This window comes from Bacillus sp. NPDC094106, assembly GCF_044764345.1.
In the GTDB taxonomy this organism is placed as follows: Bacteria; Bacillota; Bacilli; order Bacillales; family Bacillaceae_G; genus Bacillus_A.
On the sequence record NZ_JBIWHY010000039.1, the window covers coordinates 1 to 14,837 of the forward strand.

Below are 14,837 nucleotides of genomic sequence, written 5' to 3' on the forward strand. Positions count from 1 at the left end.
TTTGTCTAGCATCTAAAAATAAAAATTGACGTTTCACGTTGTTTGTTTCGTTTAGTTTTCAAAGTTCAACATCGCGTTTCAGCGACTTTTATAATGTAACATCTTTCATCTAACTCGTCAACATCTTTTTTCTTTTGTTGTTGACGACGCTTATTAATTTACCACATTAATGCTTAATGAGTCAACACTGTTTTTCATTTTTTTTAATACATGCCAAAATATTTTTATCCTGGCATTATATATAATTTAATAATGACCAATGCACAAATACCTGGTATCCCTAAAAGGCTAGAAACAGAAGCTGTTCCGATGTTAATAGGAATATGAAAATTAAAGTATGTCCCAATTACATTCACAACAAATAACAGTACGACACCGATCATTACTTTGATGAATATCTTCCCTATAAACTGCAGCGGTTTCGTAGAGGCACCAAAAACTAACAAAACAAACACTAAAGTAAGAATACCACCAATAATAATTGTAGAATTCATTTTCCCCCTCCTTATATAACTCATACACTCTATTTGTATGGGACAAGGAGGTACAAAAGAACATTCAATTACATAAAGTAACACTTTAATTAATGAGTATCTTCTTCATCTTCCACTGATGAAAAGCCTTTACAATCGGGGTATTACCACCCGCGAATAGCGGAATAAAAAAGACCCTGATTTAAAAATCAGAGTCTTTTACCATTGTTCCATCTTTACAGGACGACGTTTCGCTTCTTTTAATAAGAAAAAATATTTTGCTTCTGCTATTTTTAAAGAACAAAGCACGTTTTGCGATGGTTCAACACTTTGCTCTACCATTCTTTTTTGACGTAACCACTCGTTTTTCACTTTCTCTAACAAAGCAATTAACTTATCATCGTATTCTTTACGCAACTTTCCCTTTTTTTGAAAAAACATTTCAGCTTCTCCTCTTATACTTCTCTACGGCCTTCTAGGGCCTTAGATAAAGTTACTTCATCCGCATACTCTAAATCTCCACCAACCGGAAGACCATGAGCAATACGTGTTACTTTTATACCTGTTGGTTTTAAGAGACGAGAAATATACATTGCTGTAGCTTCACCTTCAATATTTGGGTTCGTTGCTAAAATAACTTCCTGCACAGTCTCATCCTGCAATCTTTTTAAAAGTTGTGGAATATTGATGTCCTCTGGTCCAATTCCTTCCATTGGGGAAATCGCACCTCGCAATACATGATAGACACCTTGATATTCTTTCATTTTTTCCATCGCAATTACATCCTTCGGCTCCTGTACGACACAGACAACCGATTGGTCACGGTGGGAATCATCACAAATATAACAAGGATCACGATCTGTAATATGTCCACAAACAGAACAATATGTTAAATTTCTCTTTGCATTTACAAGTGATTTAGCAAAGTCTAGTACGTCATCTTCCTTCATATCTAACACGAAGAATGCCAATCGAACAGCTGTTTTTGGGCCGATTCCTGGCAACTTCATGAAACTATCGATAAGTTTTGATATCGGTTCTGGATAATGCATATGTCAATATCCCCCTACTAGAACATTCCACCTGGTAAATTTAAACCTTTTGTGAATTGTCCCATTGTAGAGTTTGAAAGTTCCTCGGCTTGCTTAAGTGCATCATTTGTTGCAGCTAACACAAGATCTTGTAACATTTCAATATCTTCTGGATCTACAACTTCTTCTTTAATTTTCACTTCAAGAATTTGCTTATGGCCATTTACAACAACAGTAACCATTCCGCCACCAGCTGTACCTTCAACTGTTTTTTCACCAAGCTCTTCTTGTGCTTTCGCCATTTGCTTTTGCATTTTTTGCATTTGTTTCATCATGTTATTCATATTTCCCATTCCGCCACGCATCATAATACATTCCTCCTAATTGTTGTTATTCTTTTATTTCAATAAGTTGTTGCCCTACCAATTTTACCGCCTCTTCTACGAGGGGATCTACTTTTTGTTCTGCAGCTTCTTCTGAATTTCCACCTTCGCGTTGTAAAAATTCTTCACGAATTTTACCCCATTCCGCCTTTGGAATCGCAATCATATTCAATCTTTTACTCAGCAATTCAAAAAGAACTTGTTCTACGGTATCCATGGCATCACGATTTTCACTTGCCATTTTGCAATGTATCTCATATTGGAAAGCTAAAACATAAGAATCTTCAGAAGCTGCAACTGGTTCACTATTCTCTAACAATACAGCAAACGCCACTTTATTATAGGATTTAAGTCTTCCTAACAACTCACCCCATACGCCTTTTAGCTGCTCTAAATCTTGGCGTTTCGCTTGCTTTAACACTTCATGCACACGCCCAACAGGAATTTTCATACTTCCTGTCCGCACTGGCTTTGGTGTTGAACGCGCTTCCCTTACTTCCTGCTGCACACCAGCTGGTACACCATTCTTCTTCACGTGTTCTAATTCTTTTTCCAGTTGTTGCATTCTGTTCATAATCGCCTGCAAACGGTCTGCTCCATTTGCCTGCACCATAAATTGCTGACAAATTTGCACCATAACAACTTCTAGGAAAATGCGCGGATGATTTGTCCACTTCATCTCCTGTTGCCCCTTACTAAGTGTATGAATAATTTCATAAATCATCTCGGGTTGCATCGCTTCACTCAGCATACGGAACTGATCATCTACAATTACCCGTTCTAACATATGTTCTAATTGTGGCGAAGTTTGATATAAGAGCATATCACGATAATAGTAAATGAAATCCTCCATAAAACGAACTGGGTCTTTTCCTTTACTCATCATATCATCAATAATACGTAATGCTCTTGATACATCATTTTCACGTATACATTCTACAAGGTTACCTAAATATTGTTGAGAAACAGAACCTGTTACCGCTAAGACATCCTCAGTTGTAACTATCCCATCGCTATAAGAAATAGCTTGGTCGATAAGACTTAACGCATCACGCATACCACCCTCAGCGGCACGCGCAACAATTTGTAACGCCTCATCTTCTACCTTTGTACCCTCATTTGTAACAACCGTCGCTAGCCTTTCTACAATATCATGTACTGATATTTTTCGAAATTCAAAGCGTTGGCAGCGTGAAATGATTGTAGGTGGAATTTTATGCGGCTCTGTTGTTGCCAAAATAAAGATAACATGTTGTGGTGGCTCTTCTAACGTCTTTAAAAGTGCATTAAAAGCTCCCATGGAAAGCATGTGAACTTCATCAATAATGTATACTTTATATCTCACTGCACTTGGGGCATATTTTACCTTATCTCTTATATCTCGAATTTCATCTACACCGTTATTTGAAGCCGCATCAATTTCTAATACATCCGAAATAGACCCTTGTGTAATGCCTAAACACGCAGGACATTCATTACAAGGTTCAGCTACTGGAGCATGCTCACAGTTAATTGCCTTTGCAAATACTTTTGCAATTGTCGTTTTACCTGTTCCCCTCGGACCAGAAAACAAATAAGCATGCGAAGCTTTCTCTTGAAGAAGGGCATTTTGCAACGTTTTTGTTACGTGCTTTTGACCGACTACATCTTCAAACTTTTGCGGTCTCCATGTCCGGTATAACGCTTGGTATGACACGAAAATACGGCCTCCCTCAAAGGTTATTATCTTGTATATTATAACCCATTCTGTTTATAGATTCCAAAAGTTATTTTCTATACAAAAAACTCACCTTTTTATATAAGGTGAGTTTTGTATACATATATAACTGCCGTGCACCTTCTGTCGATTACGTACCATAAGCGTTACTTAAGCAGTTAGCTCGGTTCAGGCACTCCTGCGGCACACGAGAAAACCCGCTTATTGCTGCTTCCTTCCGGACCTGACAAGGTTCACGGGGTCCCGTTGCGCAGGACCCAAACGTCAACACCACTTACTTAAGGCAGGCCTTACAGCAACATAACCTCGAGAAGGGATTCGGCCTCGCTAGAGCGGATTGCGAGTACAGGGCACCGCTACCTCCCCGCTTAGCACGGCAAAGTTAAAACCAATATTCGGTTGCCTTAAACAAGGCACTATCAGTATAACTTGTTTCTTCATAAATTGCAAATATGTTAGGCACCAGTATTTTTATCCAATTTTTCCTTCTTCTCTTTCCTTCTTTTACGAAGTTCCCTAAAAAAGTTCGTTAACAACATGCCACATTCTTCTTCCATCACACCTGGTACCACTTCACATTGGTGATTAAAACGCTCGTCTGTTAAAAGATTCATTAAAGTACCTGCGCATCCACCTTTTGGATCACTTGCACCATATACAACACGTTTCACACGTGATAAGACAATTCCACCTGCGCACATTGGACACGGCTCTAACGTAACATATAACGTTGCATTTTCTAAACGCCATGTCCCTAACTTTTTACAAGCTTCATCTATAGCTAATAACTCTGCATGAGCAATTGATCGTTGCTCTGTCTCTCTTAGATTATGGGCGGCGCTGATTACTTTCCCATCTAGCACAATAACAGCTCCAATCGGAACCTCTTGTATCTCTTCAGCTTTCTTTGCCTCTTCTATTGCACGTTGCATAAAATAAATATCTTGTTCCATAATACATTCCTCTCATTACGAATAAAATACGATAGCTCCTTCACCACTAAATCCCATTTAGCCGCACTTCTCCTTACACACGCAGGATAACTTTTCCCCATTCAATCCAACCTAAAGAAAAAGGAAGGGTGATTACATATGAAAAATACAGCATTACTCATCGTTGACATGATTAACGACTTCCAATTCTCACACGGACCTATTTTAGCGCAAAAGTGTGGGATAATAGTGGAACCTATCTTAAAATTAAAACAAACCATGAAACTATTGGGTTATCCTGTAATTTATGTTAACGATCATTATCAACTATGGAGAGCTGATATCGATCAACTTATCGCTCATTGTACAAATCAGTATAGCAAACACATTATACAAGTAATCTCTCCCGAATCGGATGATTATGTTTTTATTAAACCACACTATTCCGCATTTTATGAAACACCTTTAAATTCTTTATTAAGGCATTTAAAAATTGAAAACCTTATCGTAACAGGAATAGCAGGAAATATATGCATCCTTTTCACAGCCAATGATGCCCATATGAGAAATTATTCTCTTTCTGTACCACAGGACTGTATTGCCTCCAATTCTGATCAAGATAATATACACGCTTTGAAAATAATGGAGACAACATTAAAGGCAAATATTATGCCTTCTTTCCAACTGAAACTGGATTAGTATATATCTATTTTCTAACTTTTTATAACAAATTAGTCCGTTCACTTCCCTCTTATGCTACAATAATTCTGTTTTGTGCTTTTATTTACAGTAAATTATGAACTGAAAGGAGGAAACAGCGTGACCGGAGTACCATTTATTACGGTTGAAGGACCAATTGGTGTTGGAAAAACTTCACTAGCGAAGGAAATTTCAACTCACATGCAACTCCACCTATTAAAAGAAATTGTTAATGAAAATCCTTTCTTAGGGAAGTTTTATGAAAACATTGACGAATGGAGTTTTCAAACAGAAATGTTCTTCCTTTGTAATCGATATAAACAATTGGAAGATATTAATATAAAGTATTTAATGAAACATAAACCAGTTGTAGCGGATTACCATATATTTAAAAACCTAATTTTTGCATCTCGTACATTAAAAGATGTTCAATATGACAAATATATGCAAATTTATCGTATTCTTACGCAGGATATGCCTGTACCAAATGTCATTGTATACTTAACAGCAAGCCTTGAAACATTACAAAAACGAATCGCAATGCGCGGGCGGGAATTCGAAAAAAATATGGATCCAAATTACTTACTACAACTCACTAAAGATTACGAAACGGCAATGGATACTTTCAAAAAGGATCATCCCGATATCCCAGTCTTGAAGTTTAATGGAGATAATATAGATTTCGTAAAGAATAGCGATGACTTAAATGTAATTTTATCCACCCTCCAAAATACACTCTTAAAGGGGACGAAATAGCAATGAATTTAAGGCAAAAATATGATATACCCAATGATGCAGTAATTACAATTGCTGGTACGGTTGGTGTGGGTAAATCAACTATGACAACTGCACTTGCTAACGCTTTAGGTTACCGGACATCATTTGAGAAAGTGGATTCTAATCCATATTTAGATAAGTTCTACGCTGACTTCACACGTTGGAGCTTTCACTTACAAGTTTATTTTTTAGCGGAGCGATTTAAAGAACAAAAAAGAATTTTTGAATATGGCGGAGGCTTTGTACAAGATCGTTCTATCTATGAAGATACTGGCATTTTTGCAAAAATGCATCACGAAAAAGGAACAATGACAGAGACAGATTATGAAACATACAAAGGATTGTTCGATGCAATGGTTATGACACCTTACTTCCCACATCCAGACTTATTAATCTATTTAGAAGGTTCCTTTGATGATATTGTTAGCCGTATTCAAGAACGTGGTCGCCCAATGGAACAACAAACACCAACTGAGTATTGGCAAGAAATGCACGGACGTTATGAAAATTGGATTAATAACTTTAATTCATGCCCTGTCCTACGCTTAAATATTAATGAATACGATATTTTAAAAGATGAAGATTCAATTGAACCAATCATTAAGAAAATTGATCATTTTTTAAAACAAACACGCAAACTTGTAAAATAAAAAACCCGTGCATATGCACGGGTTTTCCTATTAACTTACTTTTTCTTTTTCGTTGAAGCAATAATTTCGCTCTCTGACTTCCCAGCATTAATACGCTGACGAACAGTGCTCGTACTAATATCATACGCTTCAGCAATTTCTTTAACAGTCATTTCTTTCCCATTAATAACTGCTGTTAATACTTTACCAGTACGTTTTGGAGCTGCTTCTTTTTTCGCAATTTTTTTCGGTGCTTCTGCTTTTTTCACATTACAAGTACAACCGCAAAGTTTACGGAATGTATCATCACTTATAATACACGATACGTTTGCACCACTATTTAAAATTCTATTGTTCTTACAGACTGGACATTGTACATAGTATAAAGTTTTTCCATCTAAAGGAAACGTTTGTATAATAAGATCCATGTTGACTCCTTTCATATCTATGAAGATAATCATCGGAATATGAGTGTTTATTAAGGCGATAATAGCCTTACATCATACTTTCTGATTGGTTTTAAAATAAAAACTCGTTACGTGTTGGTAACGAGTTCTCCAATCTCCACTTATATGCGCTGTTGTCAATTATATCTGGAGGAGGTAGAGGGATTCGAACCCCCGCGCGACTCTCGCCGCCTGTCGGTTTTCAAGACCGATCCCTTCAGCCAGACTTGGGTATACCTCCATATTGACATCAAATATAATAACAAAAGAAAAACAGTTAGTCAACCCTACTATCATAAATTATGAGGAAAGGAAAATATTACTTTCCTCATAATTTATGTTGCTACTGACAACACCTGTAATTACCAATCACTCATACCGATGAAAGTTTTAATTTACTTAATAACTGTTTTTCCTCCCATATAAGGGCGAAGAACTTCTGGAATTATAATTGTACCATCTTCTTGTTGATAGTTTTCTAAAATTGCTGCAACTGTACGTCCAATTGCAAGACCAGATCCATTTAATGTATGAACAGGTTCTGGTTTTGCATTCGGTTCACGACGGAAACGAATGTTTGCACGTCTTGCTTGGAAAGCTTCAAAGTTACTGCAAGAAGAAATTTCACGATATGTTCCATAACTTGGAATCCATACTTCGATATCGTATTTCTTCGCTGCTGTAAATCCTAAATCTCCTGTACACATGCTCATAACACGATATGGTAGACCTAATAATTGTAACACGCGTTCCGCATCATTTGTTAATTTTTCTAACTCTTCATAAGAATCTTCTGGTTTAACAAATTTCACAAGCTCAACTTTATTAAATTGATGCTGACGGATTAAACCGCGTGTATCGCGACCAGCTGAACCTGCTTCAGAACGGAAACAAGAGCTAAATGCTGCATAACGAATTGGCAATTGCTCTGCGCTTAAGATTTCGTCACGGTGCATATTTGTTACAGGAACCTCAGCTGTAGGAATTAAGAAGTAATCTTCACTCTCAATAAGGAACGCATCTTCTTCAAACTTTGGAAGCTGCCCCGTTCCTGTCATACTTGTACGGTTTACCATATACGGAGGTAACACTTCTTCATACCCATGTTCATCAGTATGAAGATCCAGCATAAAGCTAATTAAAGCACGTTCCAATCTTGCACCTGCACCTTTATAGAATACAAAGCGGCTTCCCGTTACTTTAGCAGCACGCTCAAAGTCTAAAATCCCTAAATCAGTTGCAAGATCCCAGTGAGGTTTTGGTTCAAAGTTAAATTCTTTCACCTCTCCCCAAGTACGCGCTACCACGTTATCATCCTCTGTTTCACCAATCGGTGCAGATTCATGCGGGATATTTGGAATAGAAAGCATTAATCTTTCTAAATCTTCTTCAACTGTACGAAGCTCATTATCAAGATCCTTTACTTTTTCTCCTACTTCACGCATCTCTAAAATTAGTGCCTCTGCATCTTTCTTTTCGCGTTTTAACACAGAGATCTGTTGAGATACTTCATTACGTTTACTTTTCAATTCCTCTGTTTGAACAAGCAACTCTCTTCTTCTTGTATCTAATTCTTCAAAACGACCAAAATCAGTTAAATCTTCGCCTCTATGCTGTAATTTTGCTTTTACTTCTTCAAAATTCGTACGTAAAAATTTAATATCAAGCATTATATATTCCTCCTTTTGTTTTATAAAACACAAAAAACTCCCGTCCCTGTAAAAAGGGACGGGAGTTAACCCGCGTTGCCACCCTAGTTGAAAGCACCATTGCTTTCCTCTCAAGTAGAAATAACGGCTCTTCACCGGAAATGCTTACTAATCATAAAGATATTCCACATTCCATTCCAGGATGGATTCACAAACTGTTTCTATCGGTTTCCACCAACCACCGACTCTCTATAAGAAACAACATTTGTTACTACTTCCTATCAACACGCTTATTTTATAAAATTGTTACCATCAATTTACTATAATCTTACACAAGTTGCAAGTTACTTATACAATTTTTTCGTTTTTGCTTCTTTCACCATCTGTACAAAATATGCTGTAACACGATGGTCATCAGTTAATTCTGGATGGAAAGAAGCTGCTAAAAATGGTCCTTGTCTCACTGCTACCATTCGATCATTATGCATAGAAAGAACCTCTACGTTATCAGCTACATTGACAACATATGGCGCACGAATAAATACACCAATAAAGTCTTCTCCTACATCTTTTATCGAAAGCGCAGCTTCGAAGCTATCCTTTTGGCGTCCAAATGCATTACGTTCAACTGTAATATCCATCGCACCAATATGAGATTCTTCATAGCCTACAAGCTTGTTTGCAAGTAAAATCATACCTGCACATGTACCAAACATTGGCTTACCAGATTTCGCGAATTCACGAAGTGCCCCCATAAAATTGTACTTATCAATGAGACGGCGCATTGTTGTACTTTCACCGCCTGGTAAAATAAGACCATCAATTTCTTCAAGTTGTTCTACACGTTTAACAACTACAGCCTCTGCGCCACTTGCTTCAACTGCTTTTACATGCTCACGAACAGCTCCTTGAAGACCTAATACACCGACTTTTACCATTTCAAAATCTCCTTTGATTACCAACCGCGTTCTTGCATGCGTTGTTCTGGTAATAACGTCGAAATTTCAACGCCCTTCATTGCAGTACCTAATCCTTTAGAAAGGCTTGCAATTAACTCATAATCTTCATAATGTGTTGTCGCTTCAACAATTGCACGTGCAAATTTCTCTGGGTTTTCTGATTTGAAAATACCAGATCCAACGAACACACCATCTGCACCAAGCTGCATCATTAATGCTGCGTCTGCTGGCGTTGCTACACCACCTGCTGCAAAGTTTACAACCGGTAAGCGGCCTAGGCGTTTGATTTCAAGTAATACTTCATAAGGAGCTCCCGTATTTTTTGCATATGTCATTAATTCGTCTTCACGAAGACTCGCAACTTGACGGATTTCTGCATTGACTTGACGCATATGACGTACTGCTTCTACAATGTTTCCTGTTCCAGGCTCACCTTTTGTACGAAGCATAGACGCACCTTCTGCAATACGACGCGCTGCTTCTCCAATATCGCGGCATCCGCATACAAATGGAACAGTATAATCACGTTTATTTAAATGATACACTTCATCAGCTGGAGTTAACACTTCACTCTCATCGATGTAGTCTACCCCTAATGATTCTAATACACGTGCTTCCACAAGATGACCAATACGGCATTTTGCCATAACTGGAATTGATACAGCACCCATAACTTCTTCTACGATTGTTGGATCCGCCATACGTGCAACGCCACCTGCTGCACGAATATCCGCAGGAACACGCTCTAGTGCCATAACAGCAACTGCGCCTGCTTCTTCTGCAATTTTTGCTTGTTCAGCGTTAACTACGTCCATGATAACGCCGCCTTTTTGCATTTCTGCCATTCCACGTTTTACACGTTCTGTTCCCGTTACATTTGTCATATACAAAAACCCCCCTAGATGAATTACTTTCCCCTGCTAAAGGCGAAAATTAAGAATACTCTTACATTCTACCACTAACTATAAGATGCTTGTCCACTACTTTTTCATAAAGTCGATATGAAAAATGGAATAAAAAAAGCTCCTACAATGAGGAGCTCTTAAAACCAGCCTTTTACTGTGTCAACAGCACTATTCCACATACCACTAAAGAAAGAGCCAATACCACGCATAGAACGTACAAACCAGTTTGCCTGTTCTACGTCTGAATTTGTTACAAGATCTACTTGTAATGACTTACCTGATAAAAATCCAGGGTCATTATTATCTTTAGGTGATATAACCATCTGTCCAAGTGCTGTCCCTTTTTTAATTGGTGCTTCTTTTTCTTTACTTATATTTTTAAATTCTGTTTTATATACATCTTTACTTCCTTTTAGCATCGGAAGTGTAACAGCTTGTTTTGTTTGAACTGCAACATCTTTATCTTTTGCATTTTTTACTTGTACAGTTTCATGTCCTTTTACTGCTGACCCTTTTGGATATACCTTTTTCACTTCAAAATTCGTAAATCCATAATCAAAAAGTTTCTTTGTTTCTGCAAAACGTGCTGGGTGAGAATTCGTTTTAATTACAACGGAAATTAAACGCATACCATTACGTTCTGCTGTCCCTGTAAAGCAATCTCCAGCTTCTGGTGTAGAACCTGTTTTAAGGCCGTCTACTCCTTCATATTGAAATACAAGACCTTTTAACATCCAGTTCCAGTTATCCATTTTAACAGGATATTTTCCACCTTCTTGGAATACTTTTTTCGGAATTTTCGCTGTGTCTAATACTTTTGGAAAATCTTGAATCAGACGTTGCGCTAAAATCGCGACATCTCTTGCAGACATTTTATTTTCTTCATCTGGTGTTGTGCCTTCAGGATGCTGTCCTTTTAAGTCTTTGTTCGTTAGACCTGTAGAGTTTACAAATTTATAATTTTTCAATCCAAACTCTTTCGCCTTATCATTCATCATTTTTACGAAATCTACTTCTTTACCCGCAACCGCTTCAGCTAAAGCAATTGTTGCACCGTTTGCAGAGTAAATTGCCATTGCCTCGTATAACTCTTTTACCGTATAAGAGCCACCATTTTCTAGTGGAACGTTTGATAATGAGCGATCTTGTGAAATCTTATGTGCATATTCAGAAACTTTTACCTTTTGGTCCCATTTCAGTTTCCCTTTCGCCACAGCTTCATTAACTAAGTATTCACTCATCATTTTTGTCATACTAGCAATTGCTAATAATTCATCTGCATTTTTTTGGTATAAAATTTTCCCTGAATCAGCTTCTACTAAAATCGCTGCTCCTGCTTCAACATCTAAAGCAGGACCTGTTTCTGCTGATGCACTGCTATACGTAACAAACATGCTGCAGAATAATGTAAGCACTGTTACCATCGCAATAAATCTCTTGCAAAGCATACCTTTCACTTCTGTTACCCCCAATATCTTTGTACTCACATAACCGTTATTCTAACATAATCAAAAAAAAATAGACAGAGATATCAAATCTCTGTCTATTTACATATAAGACATTATAAAGAGTAATTTGGAGCCTCTTTTGTAATTTGTACATGATGTGGATGACTTTCACGTAAACCAGCACCTGACATACGAATGAATTGTGCATTTTCACGCAAGAATTCTAAATCCTTTGCTCCGCAATATCCCATACCTGCACGTAATCCGCCAACCAACTGATGAACTGTATCAGCTAAAGGTCCTTTATATGGTACACGACCTTCGATACCTTCTGGAACAAGTTTTTTGTTTCCTTCTTGGAAGTAACGATCTTTACTTCCTTTTTCCATCGCTCCAACAGAACCCATACCGCGGTATACTTTAAATTGACGACCTTGGTAAATTTCAGTTTCTCCTGGGCTTTCACCTACACCGGCAAACATACTACCAAGCATAACAACATGTGCTCCTGCTGCTAAAGCTTTTACCATATCACCAGAGTATTTAATACCACCATCAGCAATAACTGGAATGCCATGCTTACGAGCTTCTGTTGCGCAATCATATACTGCTGTTAATTGTGGTACACCTACACCAGCTACAACGCGTGTTGTACAAATAGATCCTGGTCCAATACCAACTTTGATAACATTTGCACCAGCTTCAATTAATGCGCGTGTTGCTTCAGCTGTAGCAACGTTACCTGCAATAATGTTTAATGTCGGATATTTTGCTCGAACTTCCTTTACTTTGTCAGCTACATTTTTGTGATGTCCATGAGCTGTATCAAGTACAATTACGTCTACATTTGCTTTTACTAATGCATCGATACGAAGCATAGCGTCTGCAGTTACACCAACTGCTGCTCCAACTAATAAACGGCCTTGTTTATCTTTTGCTGAGTTTGGAAACTCAATTACTTTTTCAATATCTTTAATTGTGATAAGCCCTTGTAATACACCGTTATTATCAACAAGAGGGAGCTTTTCAATTTTATATTTCTGTAGGATCTTTTCAGCTTCTTCTAACGTAGTACCAACTGGAGCTGTGATCAATTGTTCTTTTGTCATCACATCGGAAATTTTGATAGAGTAGTCTTGGATAAAGCGCATATCACGGTTTGTAATAATACCAACTAATTTTCGCTCTTCTAAGTTATTTACAATTGGTACACCTGAGATACGATATTTTCCCATAAGATGTTCTGCATCATATACTTGATGATCTGGAGTTAAAAAGAAAGGATCTGAAATAACGCCGCTTTCAGAACGTTTTACTTTATCAACCTGATCCGCTTGTTGCTCGATAGACATATTCTTATGAATAACTCCTAAACCACCTTGACGCGCCATTGCAATAGCCATATCCGCTTCTGTTACTGTATCCATTCCCGCACTAATTAAAGGAATATTTAACTGTAAACTTTCGGATAGAACTGTTTTAACACTTACTTCTCTTGGCAATACATCTGACTTCGCTGGTACAAGTAACACATCATCGAATGTCAAACCTTCTTTAACAAATTTAGATTCCCACATAATTGTTCCCCCTATGATACCAGAAATTATTATTAGTAGCTTAACAATTGGTTAAAATACTGTCAAGAAAGTGGAAATATGTTAGAATTTTTAGATAATAAAAGGAGCGTAATATATGCATCATACATCTCATACTTGGCAGCAATTAAGTTTCTTTTTTTCATCCCATAACGTACAGCGTTATCTTGCCCATTGCTATGAAAAATTACCTATCGAAAATGCCGAAAAAAAAAGTTTTGAAAATTGTTATCCCTTTATCTATTACTTAGAACATGGGAAAAGTTATTACGAATTATGTAAAACAGCACCTTTTTCTATTCGACCAATGTTATTATTTTACGGAATGTGCCAGCTCTTTAAAGCATGTTTGTTAACTATTGATCCAAACTATCCAGAATCAACCACAGTCTTAGCACATGGGGTAACAACACGGAAACGAAAAAAGCAGGGTTATCAGTTTTTAGAAGATGAGGTTAAAGTACAAAAAAACGGACTGTTTCCTCATATTGCAGAACGAATGTTTCACATGAAACACTTAGAGGGTGAAAAATTTAATATGTTAGAGCAAATGGAGAAAATCCCTGAGTTACAAACTCTATTCCAATATAGTCGAAAAGGACAGATGTTATATAAGGTCAATATATTAAATACACACGATATTTCATTTCCCTCTAACATACTCGATCGTTTACATATGACAAAGGAAAGATTTTCTCGTTACATCGAAACAACTTGTAAACATCTCTCTATACAGCATACAATTCACGAAACAAATGAATCCGACTTGTTATTCTCAGCTCCCGTTCGCACATGGAATCCTTTATATAGCACGCCATTGGCCTATGACTACTATACGGACTCATACTATTGGCCAATCACGAATGATTCTAGAAATTCTAAACCCTTCTTACCAGAACCACTCATACACTATTTACTGCTCTATAATTTAAGCATGATTTCTCGCTACGAGACTGACTGGTGGTATGACTTATTAGGAAGCTATGCCACAGAGGATTATCCGTTTATTTATCAATTTTTAGACATCACTGCAGAGAAAATCCCTTACTATGTTTCACTATTTTTATTAGGTCAATGTCCCCCTATTTCTTAGGAAATAAAAAAAGCACGAGTCAATTGACTCGTGCTTTAATTGCTTGGCGACGTCCTACTCTCACAGGGGCAAGGCCCCAACTACCATCGGCGCTAGAGAGC

At 37.4% G+C, this 14,837-nt stretch carries 16 protein-coding genes, 1 tRNA gene, 1 other RNA gene and 1 other annotated feature; of the genes, 4 read left to right on the plus strand and 14 right to left on the minus strand.

What is annotated here, in order from left to right:
* Positions 1-224 precede the first annotated feature (224 nt).
* The 7 genes from ACIQ7L_RS27900 to tadA all read right to left on the minus strand — a co-directional run bounded on the left by ACIQ7L_RS27900 (position 225) and on the right by tadA (position 4,557).
* Entirely contained in the window at positions 225-494 is a 270-nt protein-coding gene (locus tag ACIQ7L_RS27900) for a pro-sigmaK processing inhibitor BofA family protein (protein WP_400573452.1), read from the minus strand.
* A 198-nt stretch (positions 495-692) separates the two neighbouring features.
* The gene (locus tag ACIQ7L_RS27905) at positions 693-914 is read right to left on the minus strand and encodes a YaaL family protein (RefSeq protein ID WP_097898525.1); all 222 of its coding nucleotides are present in this window, start codon (positions 912-914) and stop codon (positions 693-695) included.
* Between the two features lie 14 nt (positions 915-928).
* The gene (recR, locus tag ACIQ7L_RS27910) at positions 929-1,525 is read right to left on the minus strand and encodes a recombination protein RecR (protein ID WP_011983166.1); all 597 of its coding nucleotides are present in this window, start codon (positions 1,523-1,525) and stop codon (positions 929-931) included.
* Between the two features lie 17 nt (positions 1,526-1,542).
* A complete protein-coding gene (locus ACIQ7L_RS27915; protein ID WP_170958198.1) occupies positions 1,543-1,869 on the minus strand; it encodes a YbaB/EbfC family nucleoid-associated protein in 327 nt (108 codons plus the stop codon).
* Positions 1,870-1,894: 25 nt separating this feature from the next.
* A complete protein-coding gene (gene dnaX / locus ACIQ7L_RS27920) occupies positions 1,895-3,583 on the minus strand; it encodes a DNA polymerase III subunit gamma/tau (RefSeq protein WP_400573454.1) in 1,689 nt (562 codons plus the stop codon).
* A gap of 133 nt (positions 3,584-3,716) precedes the next feature.
* Positions 3,717-3,981: signal recognition particle sRNA large type (gene ffs, locus ACIQ7L_RS27925), an RNA gene on the minus strand.
* Positions 3,982-4,059: 78 nt separating this feature from the next.
* Entirely contained in the window at positions 4,060-4,557 is a 498-nt protein-coding gene (gene tadA / locus ACIQ7L_RS27930; RefSeq protein WP_400573456.1) for a tRNA adenosine(34) deaminase TadA, read from the minus strand.
* 138 nt (positions 4,558-4,695) lie between these two features.
* Between tadA and ACIQ7L_RS27935 the strand changes: the two genes are divergently transcribed.
* From ACIQ7L_RS27935 to ACIQ7L_RS27945, 3 genes are all read left to right on the plus strand, one after another.
* The gene (locus ACIQ7L_RS27935) at positions 4,696-5,235 is read left to right on the plus strand and encodes a cysteine hydrolase family protein (protein WP_400573458.1); all 540 of its coding nucleotides are present in this window, start codon (positions 4,696-4,698) and stop codon (positions 5,233-5,235) included.
* 120 nt (positions 5,236-5,355) lie between these two features.
* Entirely contained in the window at positions 5,356-5,991 is a 636-nt protein-coding gene (locus tag ACIQ7L_RS27940; protein WP_400573460.1) for a deoxynucleoside kinase, read from the plus strand.
* A gap of 2 nt (positions 5,992-5,993) precedes the next feature.
* On the plus strand, positions 5,994-6,662 hold the full coding sequence (locus ACIQ7L_RS27945; RefSeq protein WP_400573462.1) for a deoxynucleoside kinase: 669 nt from the start codon (positions 5,994-5,996) through the stop codon (positions 6,660-6,662).
* 35 nt (positions 6,663-6,697) lie between these two features.
* On the opposite strand, the gene ACIQ7L_RS27950 is transcribed toward ACIQ7L_RS27945, so the two are convergent.
* From ACIQ7L_RS27950 to guaB, 7 genes are all read right to left on the minus strand, one after another.
* Positions 6,698-7,069, minus strand: coding sequence for a sigma factor-like helix-turn-helix DNA-binding protein (locus ACIQ7L_RS27950; RefSeq protein ID WP_400573464.1), 372 nt, complete (start codon positions 7,067-7,069; stop codon positions 6,698-6,700).
* 166 nt (positions 7,070-7,235) lie between these two features.
* Positions 7,236-7,328, minus strand: a tRNA-Ser gene (locus tag ACIQ7L_RS27955).
* 154 nt (positions 7,329-7,482) lie between these two features.
* The gene (gene serS / locus ACIQ7L_RS27960) at positions 7,483-8,757 is read right to left on the minus strand and encodes a serine--tRNA ligase (protein ID WP_400573466.1); all 1,275 of its coding nucleotides are present in this window, start codon (positions 8,755-8,757) and stop codon (positions 7,483-7,485) included.
* A 51-nt stretch (positions 8,758-8,808) separates the two neighbouring features.
* Positions 8,809-9,030: a binding site (T-box leader), on the minus strand.
* Between the two features lie 50 nt (positions 9,031-9,080).
* The gene (gene pdxT / locus ACIQ7L_RS27965) at positions 9,081-9,674 is read right to left on the minus strand and encodes a pyridoxal 5'-phosphate synthase glutaminase subunit PdxT (RefSeq protein WP_400573468.1); all 594 of its coding nucleotides are present in this window, start codon (positions 9,672-9,674) and stop codon (positions 9,081-9,083) included.
* A 17-nt stretch (positions 9,675-9,691) separates the two neighbouring features.
* Entirely contained in the window at positions 9,692-10,579 is an 888-nt protein-coding gene (pdxS, locus tag ACIQ7L_RS27970) for a pyridoxal 5'-phosphate synthase lyase subunit PdxS (protein WP_017150471.1), read from the minus strand.
* Positions 10,580-10,737: 158 nt separating this feature from the next.
* Complete coding sequence (locus tag ACIQ7L_RS27975; protein WP_400573469.1) at positions 10,738-12,057, minus strand: D-alanyl-D-alanine carboxypeptidase family protein; 1,320 nt, start codon at positions 12,055-12,057, stop codon at positions 10,738-10,740.
* Between the two features lie 104 nt (positions 12,058-12,161).
* Positions 12,162-13,625 (minus strand): IMP dehydrogenase, encoded by a 1,464-nt coding sequence (gene guaB, locus ACIQ7L_RS27980; protein WP_400573470.1) that lies wholly within the window; start codon positions 13,623-13,625, stop codon positions 12,162-12,164.
* A gap of 115 nt (positions 13,626-13,740) precedes the next feature.
* Here guaB and ACIQ7L_RS27985 point away from each other — a divergent pair, with 115 nt between their 5' ends.
* Entirely contained in the window at positions 13,741-14,736 is a 996-nt protein-coding gene (locus ACIQ7L_RS27985) for a YaaC family protein (protein WP_400573472.1), read from the plus strand.
* Positions 14,737-14,837 lie beyond the last annotated feature (101 nt).